The sequence below is a fragment of the Gluconobacter kanchanaburiensis NBRC 103587 genome (assembly GCF_007988905.1).
GTDB classification, from domain to species: Bacteria; Pseudomonadota; Alphaproteobacteria; order Acetobacterales; family Acetobacteraceae; genus Gluconobacter; species Gluconobacter kanchanaburiensis.
The window spans coordinates 202,988-223,536 of sequence record NZ_BJVA01000001.1; the positions used below are offsets into that span (position 1 = coordinate 202,988).

19 protein-coding genes are annotated in these 20,549 nt (G+C 59.7%); 7 read left to right on the top strand and 12 right to left on the bottom strand.

Annotated elements, in window-relative coordinates:
* The first annotated feature begins 379 nt into the window (after positions 1-379).
* Entirely contained in the window at positions 380-997 is a 618-nt protein-coding gene (gene rpsD / locus GKA01_RS00910; RefSeq protein ID WP_141349825.1) for a 30S ribosomal protein S4, read from the top strand.
* Between the two features lie 131 nt (positions 998-1,128).
* Positions 1,129-1,497 (top strand): hypothetical protein, encoded by a 369-nt coding sequence (locus GKA01_RS00915; RefSeq protein ID WP_228119725.1) that lies wholly within the window; start codon positions 1,129-1,131, stop codon positions 1,495-1,497.
* Positions 1,498-1,675: 178 nt separating this feature from the next.
* Here GKA01_RS00915 and GKA01_RS13555 read toward each other — a convergent pair whose 3' ends face one another.
* Complete coding sequence (locus GKA01_RS13555; protein WP_167506292.1) at positions 1,676-1,873, bottom strand: hypothetical protein; 198 nt, start codon at positions 1,871-1,873, stop codon at positions 1,676-1,678.
* A 156-nt stretch (positions 1,874-2,029) separates the two neighbouring features.
* Here GKA01_RS13555 and GKA01_RS00925 point away from each other — a divergent pair, with 156 nt between their 5' ends.
* A complete protein-coding gene (locus tag GKA01_RS00925; protein ID WP_146858294.1) occupies positions 2,030-3,577 on the top strand; it encodes a peptide chain release factor 3 in 1,548 nt (515 codons plus the stop codon).
* 36 nt (positions 3,578-3,613) lie between these two features.
* Here GKA01_RS00925 and mtnK read toward each other — a convergent pair whose 3' ends face one another.
* From mtnK to aroB, 8 genes are all read right to left on the bottom strand, one after another.
* Positions 3,614-4,801: an S-methyl-5-thioribose kinase gene (gene mtnK / locus GKA01_RS00930; protein WP_146858296.1), complete on the bottom strand. Its 1,188-nt coding sequence runs from the start codon at positions 4,799-4,801 to the stop codon at positions 3,614-3,616.
* Positions 4,798-5,505, bottom strand: a complete 708-nt coding sequence (locus tag GKA01_RS00935; protein WP_146858298.1) for an NUDIX hydrolase — start codon at positions 5,503-5,505, stop codon at positions 4,798-4,800. Before GKA01_RS00935 ends, mtnK begins: the two co-directional genes overlap by 4 nt.
* A gap of 73 nt (positions 5,506-5,578) precedes the next feature.
* On the bottom strand, positions 5,579-6,421 hold the full coding sequence (locus GKA01_RS00940) for an exonuclease/endonuclease/phosphatase family protein (RefSeq protein WP_146858300.1): 843 nt from the start codon (positions 6,419-6,421) through the stop codon (positions 5,579-5,581).
* Between the two features lie 17 nt (positions 6,422-6,438).
* Positions 6,439-7,122, bottom strand: coding sequence for a carbonic anhydrase (locus GKA01_RS00945; protein ID WP_146858605.1), 684 nt, complete (start codon positions 7,120-7,122; stop codon positions 6,439-6,441).
* A gap of 116 nt (positions 7,123-7,238) precedes the next feature.
* Complete coding sequence (gene alaS / locus GKA01_RS00950) at positions 7,239-9,878, bottom strand: alanine--tRNA ligase (RefSeq protein ID WP_146858302.1); 2,640 nt, start codon at positions 9,876-9,878, stop codon at positions 7,239-7,241.
* An 81-nt stretch (positions 9,879-9,959) separates the two neighbouring features.
* Entirely contained in the window at positions 9,960-10,514 is a 555-nt protein-coding gene (locus GKA01_RS00955) for a GtrA family protein (RefSeq protein ID WP_146858304.1), read from the bottom strand.
* Positions 10,515-10,683: 169 nt separating this feature from the next.
* Positions 10,684-11,814 carry an OmpA family protein gene (locus GKA01_RS00960; RefSeq protein WP_146858306.1) on the bottom strand — a complete coding sequence of 377 codons (1,131 nt, stop codon included), beginning with the start codon at positions 11,812-11,814 and terminating at the stop codon, positions 10,684-10,686.
* 316 nt (positions 11,815-12,130) lie between these two features.
* Entirely contained in the window at positions 12,131-13,822 is a 1,692-nt protein-coding gene (aroB, locus tag GKA01_RS00965) for a 3-dehydroquinate synthase (protein ID WP_146858308.1), read from the bottom strand.
* Between the two features lie 61 nt (positions 13,823-13,883).
* On the opposite strand from aroB, the gene GKA01_RS00970 reads away from it, so the two are divergent.
* The 3 genes from GKA01_RS00970 to GKA01_RS00980 are packed head-to-tail and all read left to right on the top strand — an operon-like array spanning position 13,884 to position 16,277.
* Complete coding sequence (locus GKA01_RS00970) at positions 13,884-14,294, top strand: hypothetical protein (RefSeq protein WP_146858310.1); 411 nt, start codon at positions 13,884-13,886, stop codon at positions 14,292-14,294.
* Positions 14,295-14,304: 10 nt separating this feature from the next.
* Complete coding sequence (locus GKA01_RS00975; protein ID WP_146858312.1) at positions 14,305-15,243, top strand: tyrosine recombinase; 939 nt, start codon at positions 14,305-14,307, stop codon at positions 15,241-15,243.
* A gap of 59 nt (positions 15,244-15,302) precedes the next feature.
* Positions 15,303-16,277, top strand: coding sequence for an acetyl-CoA carboxylase carboxyltransferase subunit alpha (locus GKA01_RS00980; RefSeq protein ID WP_146858314.1), 975 nt, complete (start codon positions 15,303-15,305; stop codon positions 16,275-16,277).
* A gap of 45 nt (positions 16,278-16,322) precedes the next feature.
* Here GKA01_RS00980 and GKA01_RS00985 read toward each other — a convergent pair whose 3' ends face one another.
* Complete coding sequence (locus GKA01_RS00985; RefSeq protein WP_146858316.1) at positions 16,323-17,093, bottom strand: competence/damage-inducible protein A; 771 nt, start codon at positions 17,091-17,093, stop codon at positions 16,323-16,325.
* Between the two features lie 114 nt (positions 17,094-17,207).
* On the opposite strand from GKA01_RS00985, the gene GKA01_RS00990 reads away from it, so the two are divergent.
* Positions 17,208-18,122, top strand: coding sequence for an SMP-30/gluconolactonase/LRE family protein (locus GKA01_RS00990; RefSeq protein ID WP_146858318.1), 915 nt, complete (start codon positions 17,208-17,210; stop codon positions 18,120-18,122).
* Between the two features lie 55 nt (positions 18,123-18,177).
* On the opposite strand, the gene GKA01_RS00995 is transcribed toward GKA01_RS00990, so the two are convergent.
* A complete protein-coding gene (locus tag GKA01_RS00995) occupies positions 18,178-19,185 on the bottom strand; it encodes a bifunctional GNAT family N-acetyltransferase/(deoxy)nucleoside triphosphate pyrophosphohydrolase (RefSeq protein ID WP_146858607.1) in 1,008 nt (335 codons plus the stop codon).
* Between the two features lies 1 nt (position 19,186).
* Positions 19,187-20,347 carry an aromatic ring-hydroxylating oxygenase subunit alpha gene (locus tag GKA01_RS01000; protein WP_228119719.1) on the bottom strand — a complete coding sequence of 387 codons (1,161 nt, stop codon included), beginning with the start codon at positions 20,345-20,347 and terminating at the stop codon, positions 19,187-19,189.
* Positions 20,348-20,549: the final 202 nt, after the last annotated feature.

Genomic DNA, 20,549 nt, shown 5'->3' on the forward strand with positions numbered 1-20,549 from the left:
CCTGAAACCGGCTTTCGCAAAAGCGGGAGGAAAGTTCAGGAGTGTTAGCGCAACCGGACGGAAAGTGGTTGCGCATTTTCCGCGCTTCCACTGCAAGAAAATGACGGGGCTTGCAAGCGTGTTGTGCTCGGCTCTGGAACAGGTCAAAGACGGATTGAGGCAGGTTTTGATTGACCGCATCCCGAGACTCCTGTAGGCGCGACGGCACAGCCGGAAACGTGGACGGACCGGCCGGACCATCAGCGCGGGATTCTGCATCCCGCCGGACCGGCATCTGGGTGCGCGCCCGCTCTTTCCAATCCGGGAAAGGGCCTACCGGCACAACAAAACGGACTGCCATGCAGCATGGGGCGGTTCTGATGAGTACAGGGGTCAACCCATGTCAAAGCGTCTTGAGAGCAAGTACAAGATTAACCGTCGCCTCGGCGTCAACCTGTGGGGCCGTGCCAAGTCCCCGGTCAACCGTCGCGAATACGGCCCCGGCCAGCACGGTCAGCGTCGCAAGCAGAAGCCGTCCGACTTCTCCATCCAGCTGATGGCCAAGCAGAAGCTCAAGGGCTACTACGGCAACATCAGCGAGAAGCAGTTCCGCAAGTATTATGACGAAGCCGTCCGTCGCAAGGGCGATACGTCCGAGAACCTGATCGGTCTGCTCGAGCGTCGTCTGGACGCCGTTGTGTACCGTCTGAAGTTCGCGATCACGCCGTTCGCTTCGCGTCAGTTCGTCAGCCATGGTCACGTGACGGTTAACGGCAAGAAGGTGAACATCCCCTCCTACCTCGTGAAGGAAGGCGACGTCATCGAAGTTCGTGACTCCTCCAAGCAGCTCGCCATCGTGCTTGATGCTGTGCAGACGGGTGAGCGCGACACGCCGGAATACGTCGAGGTCGATCACCGCCAGATGAAGGGCACGTTCCTGCGGACCCCCGTTCTGTCCGACGTACCGTACCCGGTGCAGATGGAACCGAACCTGGTCGTCGAGTTCTACTCCCGCTGATCCTGTTCCGGGCTATGCGCCCGGTTCGGAATGCGATCGGAAAAGCCGGATGGGTTCTCCCATCCGGCTTTTTTGTTGGCGGTCTCTGCGCTTCTTCATTACGTTGCCGATGCCAGATCGGGAGCAGAGTGATGCGAAGGAGCTGTTTCTTTCTTCTGGGGACGGCAACGCTGCTTTCCTGCGCCCAGGCGCGGGGGATCAACACGTTTGTATCCTCGCTATCGCACGCTACAGGGCCCGGTCGCGTTTATACCCAGATGTCTGGCGCGACGCCCTCCGGTGCCGATGGTTATGTTGACGCCCCACAGGCGAGAGCCATGGTACCTCCGCCTCTGCGACTGACCGGGGCAGGGAAAGTCATGAGCGTTCTGCACAGCCTGTTTCCGAGTGGAGACGCCAATCCCCCGCTCCACGATCCGGTATCAGGGAGCGCTATCGACAAATTCGGTGAGGCCTATGCGGTCTCCGGGCCGATGGGGACAGGAATAGCGCCTCATTAGGGAAGCGCGCCGGTTGGAGATGTATCTATTCGTTTCGAAATGATACATTAGGTTTCACCCTGATGGAGTGACCCGTCCCAATGCGTCTTGCGCTTCTCGCTGTTCTTTTCTGGACTGCCATGCTGTCGCGTGCTGATGCCAAGGGGATCAACACCTTTGTGGCTCCGGATATGCACTATCATCCGCCACCGCCGGGACCGCTTCCACGACGCTGCCCCGACGGCACGATTGTCATTCCGCGGCGGCGCTGCCACATCAAATCACCCGTCAGGGGCGGACAGGGGCAGGCAATGCGGTGGATAGCGTGACAGGCTTCATCCGGCGCCTGACCTCGCATGATCTGGGGTTCCGCTGGTAAGCCAGATAGCCCGCTCATGCCTTTAATCCCTTGACGTTCCTGGTCCCGTTCTCCAGATTGCGCCTCCCAACGGAAAAGCATCTTCCCGCTGTCCTCTGTCGCTTTCGGGCGCGGTGTCTGACACGGACATTGTGAAGGCACCAGTCCCGGATTCCTGTTGTCATCGGAGGCATCATGTCAGAGGCGCTGAGCGCTGAAATCGGCCGTGAAATCGCTCGTCGGCGCACGTTCGCAATCATTTCCCATCCGGATGCCGGTAAAACGACACTGACCGAGCGCATTCTGCGTGCGGGTGGTGCCATCCAGATGGCAGGCAATGTCCGTGCGAAGGGCGAGCGGCGGCGGACCAAATCCGACTGGATGGGCATTGAGCGCGATCGTGGCATTTCCGTCGTGACGTCCGTCATGACTTTCGAATATGGCGACTGCATTTTCAATCTGCTCGACACTCCGGGCCATGAAGACTTCTCCGAAGATACCTACCGAACGCTGACGGCCGTGGACTGCGCAGTCATGGTGATCGATGCCGCCAAGGGGATCGAGGACCGGACGCGAAAGCTGTTCGAAATCTGCCGTCTGCGCGACATTCCCATCGTCACTTTCATCAACAAGATGGACCGTGAGGCACAGGACTGTTTCGCGCTGCTCGACGAGATCGCCAATACGCTGGCCCTAGATACGTCCCCGGCCACCTGGCCGATCGGGCGTGCGGCGAAGTTCATCGGCACTTACGACCTGCGTACGCAGGAAGTGCATACAAAGGAACCTGTCGGCGAGGACGATCCCCGTATCATTCAGATGCGCGAGGAAGTTGAACTGGCCGAGGCCGCACTTCCGGCATTTGAGCGTGAGTCCTTTGATGCCGGCCATCTGTCTCCTGTTTTCTTCGGCTCGGCCATGAAGGAAATCGGGGTGACGGATCTGCTGGATGCGCTTGTCGCTTATGGTCCGGCTCCGCGTGCCCAGCAGTCCGAGACGCGGGATGTCAAAGCCAATGAGGATCAGGTCACGGCACTTGTCTTCAAGATTCAGGCCAACATGGATCCCAACCATCGCGACCGTATGGCCTTTGCCCGTGTCTGTTCGGGACGCCTGACGCGGGGGATGCGTCTGAAGCATGTCCGTACCGGCAAACAGTTCGCCCTGCACACACCGCAGTTCTTTTTCGCCCGTGACCGTCAGCTCGCGGAAGAGGCCTTTGGTGGAGATGTTGTCGGGATTCCGAACCATGGCACATTGCGGATCGGCGATACGCTGAGTGAGAGCGAGGACCTGCGCTTCACGGGCGTGCCACACTTCGCACCTGAAATTCTGCGCCGTGTGCGTCTCGATGATGCGATGAAAGCCAAGAAGCTGCGTCAGGCGCTCGTGGAACTGGCGGAGGAGGGTGTGGTCCAGCTTTTCCGTCCGCAGGATGGTCTTTCACCCATCGTGGGCGTCGTCGGGACCCTCCAGCTTGACGTGCTTCAGTCCCGGCTTCAGGGCGAATACGGGGTGGCGATCGGCTTTGAAAGCACGCCGTATACGCTGGCCCGCTGGATTACGGGCGATCGCAGCAAGATCGAAGCCTTCCAGGATCTCAACAGGTCGGCCATGGCGGATGATCTGGATGGAGATCCCGTTTTTCTTGCGACATCGTCTTTCATGATGCGCCGCACCATTGAGATGAATCCCGACCTCGCATTCCACGACATCAAGCAGATCGGCATGTCCGCTCCCTGATCAGACACCCCGCTCCCGACAGGGAGCGGGGTTTTTTTACAGTCCCATCAGGGAGAGAACGTCGTTGAAGGACTGGAGTGAAGGGCCTTCCACAATCAGCGTCTGACCGATCTGAAGAGCTTTCTGTCGGGCCAGAAGCCGATCATCGTGCGTCGCGCACAGGGTGTAATCCGAAACCTGCGCAAACCCGACAGTCCGGCGGATCATCTCCAGTCCGCAGAATCCTGCCGTGTCACGCAGGATATCATTGAGAAACGATCCGATCAGGTCACCACGGCTTCCCACGGCGGAAAGTGCCCAGAGATCACCTCCACCCTGCGCGAGGGACGCACGCAGTTCGTTCGAGAAACTGTTCCAGAATGCCTGCATCTCATGTCGGATCATCGTCGTTTTGTGGGGGGCGGCGCAGAGATGCAGCGCCAGATTGCCCAGATAGAGCCCGCAGTCGAACCCGATCGGCCCCATGGTTGCGAATTCTCCATCAATCACACGAACATCCGACCCATCCAGCATGATGGATCCCGTGTGCAGATCTCCATGAAGTAGCGCTTGGCGGACGCTAAGAAAGCGCCCCTGCAAGCGACCTACGGCATTATGCAGGTTTCTGTCCGTCTGAAGTCTCCGAACGTCTCCCCGCAGGCCCGCTTCCGGTTCGGGATTGCGCTCGCAGATGCGATAGGGATCTGTCATCACCAGATCGACCGTGATGCGTGTCAGAGCCGTATTTCCGGAGAACTGTTCGAGCAGCCGCGCGCCGGTTTCGAAGGGCTGGCCGACCCATCCGGTGGCCTGAACGGTGCGGGCGACATAGGTTCCGATCACGGCAGAAAAACCGGGGAGGGCGCGATCCGCAATGAGGGCGGAACGGAGAACCTCATGGTTCGTCAGGCATTCCATCACAATCAGGAAGAGACCTGCATCATAGGCATACAGCTCCGGCATGAGGCCCGTCACCGCCGGCGCGACCGTTCGCATATAGCGTGACTCATATAGAGCGCGTTCCAGTGGCATGGGCCAGTCGGGTGCCACGCGCACATGAGGGAGCGCCTGCTTGCAGCACACTGCACCCTGAGTGCCTTGAACCAGAAAAACCGTATTGAGATTGCCGTCGCTCACCTCGCGGATTGCCCAGTCGGCGGCTTCTCCACCCAGCCGGTCTGTCAGTTCAGGCTGTTGCGCAAGCCATGTCCGCAGGGCGACGGTATCCAGAATGCGATAGGTCATGAATGCTGCTCCAGCATCGCACGCAGTGTGGGAACAAGAGGGGTCGGGGTGCCGCTGCTGCCACCTGTAGCCGGAAGCAGCTTCAGCGCCTGATATTCCGCATTTCCCAGACGATGACAGCGCTCCTGCAACGTCGCGAAGTCCATGGCGATCCTGACGTTCATGCCGATATCCACAATATGTGTCTCAGGGTGTTCGCAGGCCAGCAGGCACTCTCCCACATGACACTCCTTAGAACTGATACCGAGTTCTTCCTCGCACTCGGCACGCAGCTGGGCGGCAAGATCGATATCGCCTTCTCCGTTCCGGCTTTCCACATTGCCTGCGGGGGCGCCCTGCCAGTATCCAGGCAGATAAATCGAAGTCTCTGAGCGCTGCCCGATGACAATCCCGTCCGCCGTATGAAGCAGCCCGACGACCGCCAGCGGGCGAAGTATTTTCGGTCCATAAAGGCCAGGTTCGCGCATCTGTGCCAGAACGCGCCGGTATTCCGACCAGTGTCCGGTGATCGTATCGGCCTCGACCCTGTCTGCACAGAAAACGCGCCCGTTATAAAGCGTGGGGTGATCTTTCAGGGCGTTCTGCCAGTGCAGAGCAATCCGTGTTTCGATCTCTGGCGACAGGTTCGGCAAAGAGTGTTCCGCCCTCACCACGACAGAGGGAGCCAGAGGCGTCACGCACCAGTCTGATGGGGAAGAAAACATGGGAGGCTTTCTGAAAGCGGCTGGGAAACGGGCCTCTTTCATGAACCGGAATATCTGGGCAGGCAATGTGCCTTCAGGGCATGTCGAGTTGGATTGAAACCGGACAGTGATCCGAAAGTCCATCAGGTCTGGTGTCGTTCTGATAGATCATGACACGCAGGCTGTCAGGTCTGAGCCATTGACGGGCCGCGTTTCCCAGTAGGATGTGATCGATAAAATATTCTCCACCCCAGCATGGGCTGGCCATACCCGCGGTTGTCAGTGTGACGGGGGTGTCGGCTTCGATCTGCTGCATGACAGGGTCATGCAATGTCAGTCGCCGGTTGAAATCGCCCAGAACAGCATACGCTTCCCCCTCGTCCTGCCGTTCAAGCATCCAGTCCTTAACGATACGGATCTGCTGATACAGCGTTGGGCAGGAATGTTGACGCTGACTGAGCGGCTGGTCCCAACAGCCCGTTTTGAGATGCACTACCAGAAGACGCAGTTTTGATGGACCGTCGCTTATGGTGACATCCAGGCCACCGCGTAACTGATGAGGAGCCTGAGGAGCTGCAACATTCAGGGCGGAAAGTTCTTCGTTGACGGTCACCTGCAGATCCCGACGGACAGCTACGCCGACCCGCTGGACGACATTATCCGGAGTCAGGATGATCTGATAGGTTCGGGAACTGAAAACACGGGAAGCGGCGATCGGGCCGTCCACTTCCTCGAAAGCCACGACATCGGAATCCAGATGTCGGGCATAGTCCGCAAGTTTTGAGAAATTACGGTTCTCTCCTCCCGGAACATCGTCTGGCAATGCCGGGTCCCCCGAGGGACGCAACGTGAGCCAGTCCATATTCCAGGTCGAGAGTTTGAGCGTTCGCGCGCAGGCGATGTCCATGCTGCCGATCAACAGAAGACCGGCTAGCATGGAGGTGGGAAGTTTCCTCAGGCGGCCTCGCCTTCGGTGACGCCCATCTCGTCAAGGACGCTCTCCACGGTGCGTGTCTTGCGGGTTCCCTCATCCAGGATAAGGATTTCACCCTTGGGAATGTCGTAGAACCAGCCCTGCAACTTCAGCTCACCCTGTGCCAGCGCCCGGACAACGGTCGGATGGGTACGAAGATGCACGAGCTGGAGGAGCACGTTGTATTCCGCAAGCGAGCGGATGTCTTCCGGCCCGGCATCTTCTGCCTTGAGATCGCCCAGAGCAGCCCGTGCGGCCTCACCATGACGCATCCAGCTCTTGACCGTTGGCAGGTTATCCAGCTTCGGCGAGTTGAGATCCATCAGTGCGCCCATGGCGCCACAGTTGGAGTGACCGCAGATGATGACGTTCTTCACCTTGAGCGCGCCAACCGCATATTCGATCGCGGAAGACACACCGCCCAGCATTTCGCCATAGGCCGGGACGATATTCCCCACATTGCGGACGATGAAGAGTTCGCCAGGCTCCGTCTGGGTAATCAGGCTCGGGCTGATCCGGCTGTCAGCGCATGTGATGAACAGCGTGGAGGGGGACTGGCTGGAAGCCAGGCTTTCGAACAGTTCCGCACTTTCGGGATAGACGTCCGTTTCAAACTTGCGGACACCGCCCAGCAGCTTCGCCAGAGTATCACGACCACAGGCCATGGTGTTCTCCTTCATCTTGAACTACCGGGCAGTTAGAAGGCTTTGTCAGGGCAGGTAAAGCATGATTCCGGTTGCCCCACGCTTTGTTACGGCCCTGACATACCATGACGCGTTTCTTACGCCTTTGCGAGTTCTGTCCTGATCATTGCGAAAACTGCCTCTGCGTCCGGATTCGGACCGCCAGCCTGAGCCATGTCCGGCCGTCCGCCGCCACCCTTGCCTCCCATGAGCGCTGAGGCTTCACGTACCAACTTCACCGCGTCGAGACGTTCCGTCAGGTCTCTGGTCACGGCAATCACGATACTGCCGCGGCCATCTGCGTTCGATATCAGGGCCACGACACCTGAGCCGATCTGCTGGGAAATGCTCTCGGCAAGTCCCTTGAGCTCCTTGGGGCTGACATCTCCCAGATCACGCGCCGAGAGCGTAATGCCGTTGATGTTCTCGGTGGCACTGGTGCCTTCGCCGGTGGCGAGCTTGCGCTGAAGATCGGAAATCTGCGCTGTAAGCGACTTGCGCTCGTCCAGCAGGGCCGCAACACGGGCTGCGGCGTCAGATACGGGAACCTTGAGCAGGTCCGCGATCTGCTTCAGACGGCTTTCGGTTTCCAGTGCCAGAGCTTCCGCCGCAAGACCGCAGACGGCTTCGATCCGCCGGACGCCCGCAGAGACGCCACTTTCCGAGACAATGCGGAACGGACCGATCTCCCCGACGCGCCCGACATGCGTGCCACCACAGAGCTCGATCGAGTATGCCTTGCGCTCGTCGTCTCCCGAGCCCATCGAGACGACCCGGACCTCATCGCCGTATTTTTCACCGAAGAGCGCCATGGCGCCTTCCGCAACGGCTTCTTCCTGCGTCATCAGGCGCGTCTGGACCGGGGCATTCTCGCGGATGCGGGCATTGACTTCGGCTTCGACCGCAGCGAGCTCTTCATCCGTCAGCGGGCGCGGCTGGCTGATATCAAAGCGCAGACGCTCCGGCGCATTCAGGCTGCCCTTCTGTGTGACATGGGTTCCGATCTGGCGACGGAGTGCCTCATGCAGAAGATGCGTTGCGGAATGATGGCCGCGGACGGCCGTGCGACGTGCATGGTCGATTTCGGCATTGACCGCCATTCCGGGCTTCAGCGTCCCTTCGACGACCTTGCCGTAATGGACGATCAGATCGCCGTTGCGCTTCTGGGTATCCGTAATCTCGACGCGAACGCCAGGTGCGGCAAGCGTTCCATGATCTCCAACCTGGCCGCCACTCTCGCCATAGAAGGGCGTCTGGTTCAGCAGGATCGCGACCGTATCGTCCCCAGCCGGTGCGGCGGCGAGTTCGTCGTTGCCACGGAAAATGCCCTGAACGACCGCATCAGCCTTTTCAGAGACATAGCCAAGGAACTCGCTCGGACCATGACGGTCGCGGGCGTCGAACCATACGGTCTCGGCAGCCGTATCGCCGGATCCGACCCAGGCTGCCCGTGCGCGTTTGCGCTGTTCGGACATGGCCGCATCAAAACCGGCCTCATCGACGGTACGGCCCTTTTCACGAAGGGCGTCCTGCGTCAGGTCCAGAGGAAAGCCGAACGTATCATAGAGCTTGAACGCCACCTCCCCGGGAAGCGCTTCCGTGTCGCCCAGGCGGTCCAGTTCGTCGGACAGCAGTGTCAGCCCACGCTCCAGAAGCGCCGTAAAACGCTCCTCTTCACCCTTCATTGTCTGGGCAATCAGGGGCTGGTGCTGGACGAGTTCCGGATAGGCGGTCCCCATCTGCTGGATCAGTGTCGGCAGCAGGCGATAGAAAACCGGCTCCTTGGCACCCATCATGTGGAGATGACGCATGGCACGGCGCATGATGCGGCGCAGGACGTAGCCACGACCTTCCTTGGACGGCAGAACACCGTCAGCAATCAGGAATGCTGTGGAGCGCAGATGGTCGGCGACCACGCGATGGCTCGCCTTGAACGGACCATCGGCATCCTGATGCATGACATCGGCTGACGCTTCGATGAGGGCGCGCATCGTGTCGGTATCGTAGTTGTCGCGTTTGCCCTGCATGATCGCAGCAAAACGCTCCAGACCCATGCCCGTGTCGATCGACGGGCGGGGCAGGGCATCACGCGATCCATCCGGTTGATCGAGGAACTGCATAAACACGAGGTTCCAGATCTCTACGAACCGGTCACCGTCTTCGTCAGCACTTCCGGGAGGGCCGCCGAACACACTGTCACCGTGGTCATAGAAAATTTCCGAACAGGGCCCACAGGGGCCCGTGTCGCCCATCCGCCAGAAATTGTCGGACGTACCGATGCGGATAATTCGGTCATCAGACAGACCGGCGATCTTCTTCCATAGACCGGCTGCATCCTCGTCTTCCGCATAAACAGTAGCGAGTAGTTTCTCTTTCGGTAGCCCGAAATCGCGGGTCAGTAGTGTCCATGCAAATTCAATGGCTTCGGGCTTGAAATAATCACCGAAACTGAAATTGCCCATCATTTCGAAGAATGTGTGATGGCGTGCCGTATACCCGACATTGTCGAGGTCATTATGCTTGCCGCCTGCGCGGACGACCTTCTGCGCCGTAGTGGCACGGGAATAAGGACGGGTTTCCTGACCGGTGAAGACGTTCTTGAACGGCACCATGCCAGCATTGGTGAACAGCAGTGTCGGGTCGTTCTGCGGCACGAGGGACGCCGAGGGAACGATGCGGTGGCCCTGAGCCCCGAAGTATTCGAGAAAGGCCGATCTGATATCGTTGGTGCTGGTCATGATGAGAGAGCGTCAGTTCCGGGAAAACAGGGAATAATCTGCCTGTCCTAGACTATTGTCGTCGCCTTGGAAATGCAGCCATCAGTCATGGCGGTTATGTCTGTCGTCCTGAAGTCCGCAGAGGTCAGGGGACGGCTCTGGTGCACTCAGTCCGGCAGCTGGGATTTCTACCGCCATCTGAACCAGTTCAAGCGGTGTCTCAGGGGTGTGTGCCCGGAAAACAAGCCTTCGTGAAAGATTGAAATTGGCGACCATACCGCATAACGCTCCCGCAGCGAGCGCCAGCCCCGGATGATGTGTGGTCAGAGGAACGGTGGCATAGAGTAGAAAAACCATTCCGCGATTCAGTAGAAAGCCGAAAGAATTGGCCAGCAGGAACCGGAGCCATTGCAGGATCATATGCTGGTTTTCGGCTGCCGAGAGCCTGAAGGTCCAGAAGCGGTTCAGGCACCAGTTACCTGTTGCCGCAACGAAATAGGCAACCAGTGTTGCGGCGATCAGCCCGATCGGAGTGCGCAGCAGAGAGACGGTGCCCCAGTCCACTAGAAAACCAAGAGCGCCAACGGTTCCGAAACGTAGGAACTGATCAATGATTTCCGGTCGGCTGCGCGGATAGAAAATACGGCTGCGTCGCAAGGATCACGGTCTCCGGGATGTCGGAAGGGGTCGCTGTAACGTGTGAGTGAAGGCATCCGCAAGAAAAAATAAATGTTTCTTTTCGGATGGCAGGCAAAGAAAAAGGCGTCCCAAAGGACGCCTTTCTCAAAACCGGAACTCGAAGATCCGGCGTCAGATCAGGTCTGAATTACTTCAGGATGATCTCGACGCGACGGTTCTGCGGCTCGCGGGTGTTCGGGCCGGTCGGAACCAGCGGCTTGGACTCGCCGTAGCCGTGGATGTCGATGGCGGCAGCCGGGACGCCGTCACGGATCAGTTCAGCCTTCACGCTGGAAGCGCGACGGTTGGAAAGACCCAAGTTGTACTTCTCGCCGCGGGGACCCGGGTGAGCAGCAGAGTTATCCGTGTAGCCGTTGACTTCGATACGCGTCGTCTGGACGTGCGTGGAAGCCTGGGCAGCCTGGGCAACGATTTCACGGGCGCGGCCCGTCAGGTCAGACTTGTCCCAGTCGAAGAACACGAGATACGTGCGGGCCGGGGTCGGAGCGGGCGGAACAACGACCGGAGCCGGCGGCGGCGGCGGGGGAGCCGTGTCGAAGGCATAGCGCAGGCCCAGGATGAACTGGTGCGAGAAGCGCTGATCGAAGTTCACGTTACCCGTGCGACGACCGGACTTGCCGTAATACGTGCCGCTGTAAGGGCCGTCAGCAAAGGTCTGGCCAATGAAGCGGTATTCAGTCGTGACAGCCAGGCCCGGAACATTCGGGATGTCGTAAGCTGCACCGACGATGCCCTGATAGGCGAAGCTGCCCTGCGTGCCACCCAGGCGGGCCGTCGAACGGCTGTTCGTGAATTGCGTATCGGTCGGGTTGTAGTGCTGCCAGAGGTAGCCTGCACCAACACCAACGAACGGCGTGACAGGAACGTTCAGGCCAAAGTTCGCCAGATCGATGTCATACAGAACATTGACGAGACCACCATAAGCCTGATCGGAACCACGGGTGGAACCCGGGCTTGCCGTGTGGGCGAGGTGATTGATCTGGGAGTAGTTGTACACGCCTTCAACTTCGAGGCGCAGGCCGTTGCCGAAGCCCCAACCGAACGAACCGAAGCCTGTGAAACCGTCATGGTGACGGTACTGGGCGCGGACGCCATCATTGGCGCCCTGAGCGGACGGGGAGAAGTGGGCATGCTGGTTCTGGACCAGGTTGTAACCACCGCCGATGTTGACGTAGGGGCCGGTGATCGTGCTGGCCATGGCAAGCGACGGTGCGGCGACCATCGACGTCATGGCAAGGAGTGCCGTGCGGAGACGCATGTTTTCGTCCTCTTAGTGACTAACGTTCGAGCCGTTGGAAAATGGTTTCGCCAACGGACCCAGCGCGATGCATAAGCGCATATAGAACCCAGAGTTCCCCGCGACAAAGCCAGTCGGGGGCTTCCTGCTCTACTCGGGGAAGGGGAGTGACATAAAAACCACAATCCGTTTCGCCCGCTTTACGATCTACGCCTCGCGTCTATGTTGCCTTAGCTCAAGGTTCCAGCGGAGGCCAGATCTTACGGAACGATGCAGCTATGCAAAAAATAAGGTAAAACAGTCAGTTAGGTGCGACGTGACGGAATTTTAACATTCGTTACGCGTTACAGCCCTCTCGCAGGAGTAAATGTCGCACGGTTTCCGTGTCAATTTCGCGGGTCGTGAAAGCCTTTCCAATTCCGTGGAGGAGAACGAAAGCAACCTTGCCATCCTGCATTTTCTTGTCCCGAGTCATGTGGCTCAGAAGTTTTCCTGCTGAAAACGACTCCCGGAACCAGTCAAAACTGACAGGCATGTCCAGTTCCCTCAGATGGCGATCAAGCCGGCGCAGGTCGTCCATGGGGGCGTAACCAAGCTCTACCGACAGCGCCATGGCTAGATGAAGGCCGATGGAGACAGCCTCGCCATGCAGAAGACGGCCGTCGTAACCGAGTTCCGCTTCAAGAGCGTGCCCGAAAGTATGTCCGAGATTGAGCAGGGCGCGACCGCCGACTGCTGCATTCTCCTTTTCGTCCGCTGCAACGACTGCGGCCTTGAACGCACAGGCGCGGCGTACGGCTTCCGCCATGGCTGCAGGATCACCGTCCAGAACGTCCCTGCCGTGCATTTCACACCAGGCAAAGAGTTCAGGGTCGGAAATAAGCCCTGATTTGACAATCTCGGCATAGCCGGCAACGCGCTGGCGACGTGGCAGGGTGGCAAGAGCCGAACTGTCCGCCAGAACGGCAACAGGCTGATGAAATGCGCCGATCAGGTTTTTGCCTGCGGTTGCGTTAATACCTGTCTTTCCGCCGACGCTGCTGTCCACCTGGGATAGGAGAGTTGTCGGGATTTGCACAAAGGGGACGCCCCGTAACGCGGTTGCCGCGACGAATCCTGCAAGATCACCGACGACCCCGCCTCCCAGGGCAACAACCGTTGTCTTGCGTTCGATTCCCGTGGACAGGAGTCGGTTCATGACATCCCCGTAGCAGGCAAGAGATTTGCTCTCCTCTCCGCCGGAAACCGAGATCACGTCCGCCCTGATCCCCGTTTCTTCAAAGGCTGTCAGAAGCCGGGGCAGGTGCAGTTCAGCGACGGTATCATCGGTAATGACCACTACGCGTTTCTGCGGCAGATGAGGGGCGAGCCATGCGCCTGCACGGGATATCAGATCCGGTCCGATCAGCACGTCGTAACTGTGATGGCTGAGGGAGACATGCACTGTCTCAGGTCTGCGGTATTCGCCCAGAACTTCCCGGACACGTTGCACGCCATGTTCCACGGTTTCATCTCCACAATCGATAATGATGTCTGCCTCTGCGTAGATGGGGTAACGCAGCCCCACCAGCCGCTCCAGAACCTCCTCCGGGCGTCCCTGCGCCAGAAGCGGACGACCCGTCCGTCCTGCAACCCGTTTCACCAGAACACTGACAGGTGCGCGGAGCCAGATCGAGACGGCATGGCAGCGGACCAGCCGTCGGGTCTGCGCATCCATCCAGGCGCCTCCTCCCGTCGCGAGAATACAGGGCGGACCATCAAGGAGGCGCTGGATGACACGTCGTTCGCCGTCCCGGAACGAGGCCTCGCCATGGCGTGCAAAAATCTCGGGAATCGAGCATCCTGCGGCCCGTTCGATTTCTGCGTCAGCATCCACGAAGGGAAGGCCGCAGATCTGCGCAAGCCGTCTTCCAATGGTGGTTTTGCCTGCTCCCATCATCCCGATGAGGACAATCGTCCGGGACGGTATGCCATCAGGCGAGAAAAAGGGTTGCGACACGGGAGAAGCGGGGGAGGGGAGGCGTGACATGCCCAGCTACCTATCATAGGAGAGGGAACACGTCCTGCCCTCACTTCGAGACCTTTTCGACATGGCCAATATCGATCGTTCCTTCTCCCGCCTCCCGATGATCGGTGGGATTGTCGTCGTCCTGCTGGTTCTTGGTGTGGGAGGTGCTTTCCTGCGGCTGGGCATGACAGCGACTCCTCCGGCACAGACCATGGTCCACAAGGATCTGTCGGCCTCGGCCTTTGCTCCGCCCGCTGCTCCCCAGGCCGCCCTTCCAGCCATGCCTCCCGTGCCGGCAACTGCGCCAGGCGCCCTGATGCCAACTCCGGCTGCTACTCCGGCGTCTTCCACGGCGGTTGCTTCGGCGCCAGTTGCATCCGCTCCGGTCCCCCCTCCGGCACTCACCCCCTCGACGCCGCTTCCCACAATGCCTGTTCCCAAAGCAGCGCCGGCCCAGCCAATGCCGAGCGCCGCACCGGCTCCTGTTCACTGACCAATCCATAATGGAGTCTGTCCACGGCCCCGCGGGAGATAGCCGGCATGTCGAGGCGTTCCTTGAGATGCTGGCCGCTGAACGCGGGGCCGCTCTTAAGACACGGCAGGCCTACGCATCCGACCTTGCGGATTTCGCCGCTCATTGCGCGCCCCTTCCGATTGTGCAGGCACAGGGGGCACAGGTCCGCTCCTATCTTACGAGCCTCTCCCGCGCCGGTCTTGCGGCGCGTACAGCAGCCCGTCGCCTTTCGTGCCTGCGGCAGTTCTACCGCTTTCTGATGCTCGAATCGGTGCGTGAGGACGATCCTACGGAACGGCAGCAGGCTCCGAAAATCACCTCCTCTTTGCCCAGACCCCTGGACGAGAGCGAGATCCGGAGTCTGCTGGAGACAGGAACGCGCGGTCATGAGAACGAGCGGCGGGACATCGTATCGAGAGCCGCGCTCGAGCTGCTCTACACAACAGGTCTGCGTATTTCCGAACTTCTGGCATTGCCCGCGACATGCGTTCATGTCCGGGGCCCGATGCTTCTGGTGCGTGGAAAAGGGGGGCGGGAACGTCTGGTCCCTCTGTCGCAGAGCGCACGCGATGCCGCCGACCAGCTAGTTCATTATGACCGGGACCTTGGCAGCCCATGGCTCTTTCCCGGGCGTAACCCTCAAAAAGCGCTGACCCGGCAGGGCTTCGACAAGATCCTGCTGGCCTGCGCGCTGAAAGCCGGGCTGGATCCGGAACGCGTCAGCCCGCATGTCCTGCGTCATTCTTTCGCAAGCCATCTTCTGGCGCATGGTGCCGATCTGCGGGCGCTCCAGATGCTGCTGGGCCATGCTGATATCGCGACGACGCAGATCTACACGCAGGTCATGTCGGAGCGCCTGCGACAGGCTGTGAGCGCGCATCATCCCCTTGCCCGCACAGGCCCGGGGATGCTCTTGGAAGAGCGATAGGATCATTCCGCCCGCGCGGGGACTGTTTCCCGACGCATAGCCGTGCTATCGGGCAGGCCATGCGCCAATTCCTAGATTTCGAGAAGTCGGTCGCCGAACTCGAGACCAAGATCGACGAACTCCGCCAGATGGGCAGCCAGGGCAAGGACTCCGGCACCAGCGGCATCAATATCGATGACGAGATTGCCCGTCTGTCCGAGAAGGCCGACAAGCAGCTTCGCTCGACCTACGCCAAGCTGACGCCGCTGCAGAAAGTGCAGGTGGCCCGTCACGCCCAGCGCCCCAAGGCTCTGGACTACGTACGTCTGCTGACGACGGATTATACGCCGCTCGCTGGCGATCGGTCTTTTGGTGACGACGACGCCATGATCGGCGGTCTGGCACGTTTTCGTGGCCAGCCGGTCGTTGTGATCGGAACGGAACGTGGCCACGATACCGAAACGCGTCTCAAGCATAATTTCGGCATGGCCCGTCCCGAAGGCTATCGCAAGGCCCAGCGCCTGATGGAGATGGCCGGACGGTTCGGACTTCCGGTCCTGAGTTTTGTGGACACTGCCGGCGCCTGGCCGGGAATCGATGCGGAAGCGCGGGGACAGGCTCAGGCCATCGCCAAGTCGATCGATGTCTGCCTCAAGGCCCCTGTGCCTCTGATCGTTACGGTCATCGGTGAGGGCGGTTCGGGTGGCGCCATTGCCATCGGCGCGGGTGATCGCATCCTGATGCTCGAACATTCGATCTATTCCGTGATCTCGCCAGAGGCCGCGGCTTCCATTCTGTGGCGTGATCCGAAGCTTGCCCCTGCGGCGGCTGAAGCTCTCAAGCTGACCGCGCAGGACCTGCAATCTCTTGGTGTGATCGACCGGATCGTGTCTGAACCGGTGGGAGGCGCCCAGCGCGAGCCTGACGAGGCTGTCCGCTCTGTGGGCGATGCGATCGCCGAGGAACTGGCTTCCCTCGTCGATCTTACAGGGCCGGCCCTGATCCAGAAGCGCCGGGACAAGTTCCTCTCTATGACCCGGACCCCGCTTCACTGAAACGGGACCTGAAAGCCGCTGCTTCACCGCAGCGGCTTTCTTGTTTCAGGCCCCCTGTCTGTGGGGCGGTTCTCCAGACAGGGGTTCGCGACCATGCGCCATGATGAGATCGTGAATCGCTAGCGCTGCTTTTTCCACGATTCCGGCATCATATCCTTTGGCGACAAGCGCCACGCCGCCTGAGCCTTCCGGAAGATGGTAAGGGTAGGACCCCAGATCGATTGTCGGGAAGGTTTCCTGCAACGTCGCAAGATCGGATGCGAAATCGCCCTCCTTGAGGCCCACTGCGTGCCAGCTTGCGGACACGAGTGGCGCACCCTTCTCCAGTTGCGGGACCAGCCAGGCTACCATCGAGGCAAAGATGGCTGGCACTCCGGCCATGACGTGAACGTTGCCGATGCTGAAGCCCGGTGCGACGGACACGGTGTTGAGAATCGGCGTGGCACCTTCCGGTAGATAGGCCATCCGCTGACGCGCCGTGTTGAACCGTTCTTTTCCCAGCGCGGCTTCAAGGAGGCTGAAACTTTCTTCATGTCGGACCAGAGGCGCCCCCATTGCGGTGGCTACGCACTCGGCAGTGATATCGTCATGTGTCGGCCCGATTCCTCCGGATGTGAAAACGAGGTCGAAGGCTGCGCTGCATTCGCGGACGGTTCGAATGATCCACTCATCGATGTCGGGAATGACCCGAACTTCCATGAGCCGGATACCCTGCGCGTTCAGCGCCTGCGCCAGAACGCGCGTATTGGCATCTTGCGTGCGTCCTGAAAGGATCTCATTGCCAATGACAAGAAAACAGGCTGTTTTTTGAAGCATCTGTCCGCTCCTGATAGTCTTCCGTTCAGAACGTAACGGGTCGTCCCGCGTTGTCGAGAACAAACCCGCATCTGACTCATGCTTTGCCGATCTTCGGCTTCATCAGGAGAAACCATGACCAGCCTCCCGCTTCACCAGCCCGACTGTGTTCTCGATCTGCGTGCCACGCTGGGGGAAGGGCCGGTCTGGATCTCCGCCGAAGATGCGCTTTATTTTGTCGATATCGTGGAGGCAAAGATCCATCGCTTCCATCCCGTGACGCGCGAGCACAGGACATGGAGTGCGCCTGACCGGGTTGCTTTCCTCCTGCCTGTCGCAGACGGCACATTTCTTGCCGGAATGCCTGACGGGCTGCGGCGCTTTGATCCGCGAACCGGTCATTTTTCCGATCATACAACTGTCGAGGCGACGAAGCCGGGCAATCGCCTCAATGACGGCTGCGTTGACCCGCACGGGCGGATCTGGTTCGGAACCATGGACGATGGTGAAGAACTCCCTGCCGGTTCGATTTACCGGATCGTGCATGACGGGGACGGCCTTCAGATCACGCATCATGATGAAGGCTACACGGTTTCGAACGGTCCTGCTGTTTCTCCCTGCGGAAAGATTCTCTATGTCTGTGACAGCCCGGAGCAGACGATTTACGCCTTTGATATCCAGTCTGATGGCGAGCTTGCGAACGAGCGCATTTTTGCTCGTCTTCAACACGGCTATCCCGATGGCATCGTAACTGACAGCGAGGGTACCGTCTGGTGTGGAACATGGGGCGGTGGTCGCGTAGCCCGCTTCCGACCGGACGGTACGGAACTCCCGCCGGTTCCCATGCCGGTGACGAACGTCACTAAAGTGGCTTTTGGCGGAGAGGATCTGAAGACTGTTTTCGTGACGACGGCCCGCAAGGGACTCGATGCTGAAACGCTGGCCAAGGAACCACAGGCTGGTTCCCTTTTCGCGTTCCGGACCGATGTCGCGGGCGCCTCTCAGCATGTTTTTCGGCTAAACGGGGGAAAGCTGAACAAGGGAGCATGAAGCTCCGTGATCACTTACTGCCCCGTGATCTTTTTCAACGCGGCACGCTTCTGGTCTAACCGAGAAGTTCCTGCAGAAGCGGGATGAGTGGCAGGTCCGGGTCTGGCATGGGGTAGCGCTCCAGATCGGTTGCGGCGACCCACTCCAAGGCCTGCCCCTCCCGTGGCGTCGGAACGCCTCGCCAGCGCCGCACGACATAAAGCGGCATCAGCAGATGAAACGGACCGGCATTTTCGCTGACGAATGTGAAGGGTGCCAGACAGGCACCTGCCAGATCGATGCCAAGCTCTTCGCGCATTTCACGAATAAGCGCCTGTTCTGGTGTCTCGTCGCGTTCCACTTTCCCGCCCGGGAATTCCCAGAGGCCGGCAAGGCGTTTTCCTTCCGGTCGTCTGGCCAGGAGGATGCGACCCTGTCCATCCAGAAGCGCGGCCGCGACGACGAGAAGAGTCCGTGGCTTCGGCGCCGGTGCCACGCTCGCCGGAGCTGGCGGGACAGAGGGGCTTTCGGTGACAGGATCATCCTGAGCGCCTGCCAGAAAGGCAGCCCGTCCCAGCTCGTACAGATCGACCGCGCAGTCCTGTCCGCGGGAGACGAACCGACGGCTTGACGTGCCGGTTTTGTGGAATCCGAGTTTTCTGAGGACCGCAGCGGAAGCAGGATTATCCTGGGCTGCCGTTGCGGTCAGCTTCTCCAGCTTCAGGACCGTCAGACCCCATTCGACAATCCGCTGGGCAGCCTGTGTCGTAAGTCCCTGTCCCCATACGGCAGGCGCAAGCCAGTATCCGATGGAACCGGATCGCCGGTCATCGGACAGGACGAGGCCGACGGCACCCAAAAGCGCATCGTCGCGCGTGATGGCGAAATGATGGGCCTGTCCCTGGGCGCTGTCGCGGCGCGTGGACTCGATCCACTCCGTCGCCAGTTCCCTCGGATAGGGAAAAGGCAGCCGGCTGAGCATCCGGACGACGCTCCAGTCATTGACCAGACGATGAATGGCCGGTGCGTCCTCCGGCTGCAGGGGGCGCAGAACCAGTGCCCCTGCCTTGAGTTCTGGTGTCATGTCAGGGAACGGAAGCCTCGGTTTTGCCATCCGCGTTCATTGGCACTCCACACCGAAGCAGCAGCCGCCGGAGCATGTTGATGACCGGGAAGACCTCCTGGTTGTGGTCTCCGCCCAGTTCGTTCCATGCCGCCTGTTCCAGCTCCACGATATCCCGGTCCTCCTTGAAGATCCGTTCGGTGAATGCGACTAGGAACGGCCAGGCGATATCCAGAACCAGTTTCGCTTTCGGGCGCCGGATCGACAGAAGCCCGAACACGCGGCAGGTCTTTTCTTCCACGTCCTGGGGTACGTAAACGATCCACAGATTCATCACCGGCGGTTCGTCGCCGGTTGCGATACGCAGCGTCTGGTACGGATATTCCGTTCGGATCGTCATGACGTCTTTGTGGGCGTATTTTTCGCTCGCATCACGGCGCTCGCCGAAAATGAAGGTCTCGCCCCACGGCTGTTTGCCGCCGGTGCGCGCGAAGCTGTAGCGCGCCTCGACCAGCGCGGGCTCGTCCTTTCCGCCCAGAAAACGCGGTTTCATCTGGCCCATCTGCTTCATGTGCATAAACTGATGGTTCATATCCATCAGGTTTTCATGCATGAAACTGTAATGGCAGGCGACCCTTTCGCCGAAACGGCGCGTTTTGTATTCAGTGTTGCCGACGGAGGCCAGTTGCGGAAATGGCGTGCTTTCAGCCTTCGCCGGGTCACCGGGGAAAATGAAAATCAGACCGCCTTCTTCCCGACAGGGATAGGTGCGAACACCGTTCGGCAGCTTGCCTTTGCCCAGATACGGCACGTCGATGCAACGTCCCGACCGCCCGTAGGCCCATCCGTGATAGCAGCACTGGACAGCCTCGCCGCTGACTTTTCCAAGGCTGAGCGGTACCTGTCTGTGAGCGCAGCGATCCTCAAGTGCGAATACTGTACCATCCATCGGGCGTACGAGCGCGACAGGCTGTCCGGCATAACGGGTTCCAATAGTCTTGCCGCGCTTGAGTTCGTGTGACCAGGCGACCGGATACCAGTAATCTGGATTTGAACGGATGCGGCGCAGGTCGCCGGCTTTGCGGATCACGTCTTCTACCGGAGAGAACTCATCGATATTCGGGTCGATGACGTGGTCGGCGCCCTGCGTGGCGTCATAGGAGGCAGAGACAGTCTGCGACATGAGTATCCTGATCCGTGATGAAACCGCGAAATATTCAAATACATGGAGAACCTAACAGGCAAAGCCCCGGTTCAGGAAGGGATCAATCGCATCATTGTCAGGCGTCACCAGAACGCGTCTTTCCCGCAACATGCAGCAAAAAAACAACCATTCAGGTGTCATTGAAACATCATCTTGCATCACTGGCGCTTTTCCGTGCGGG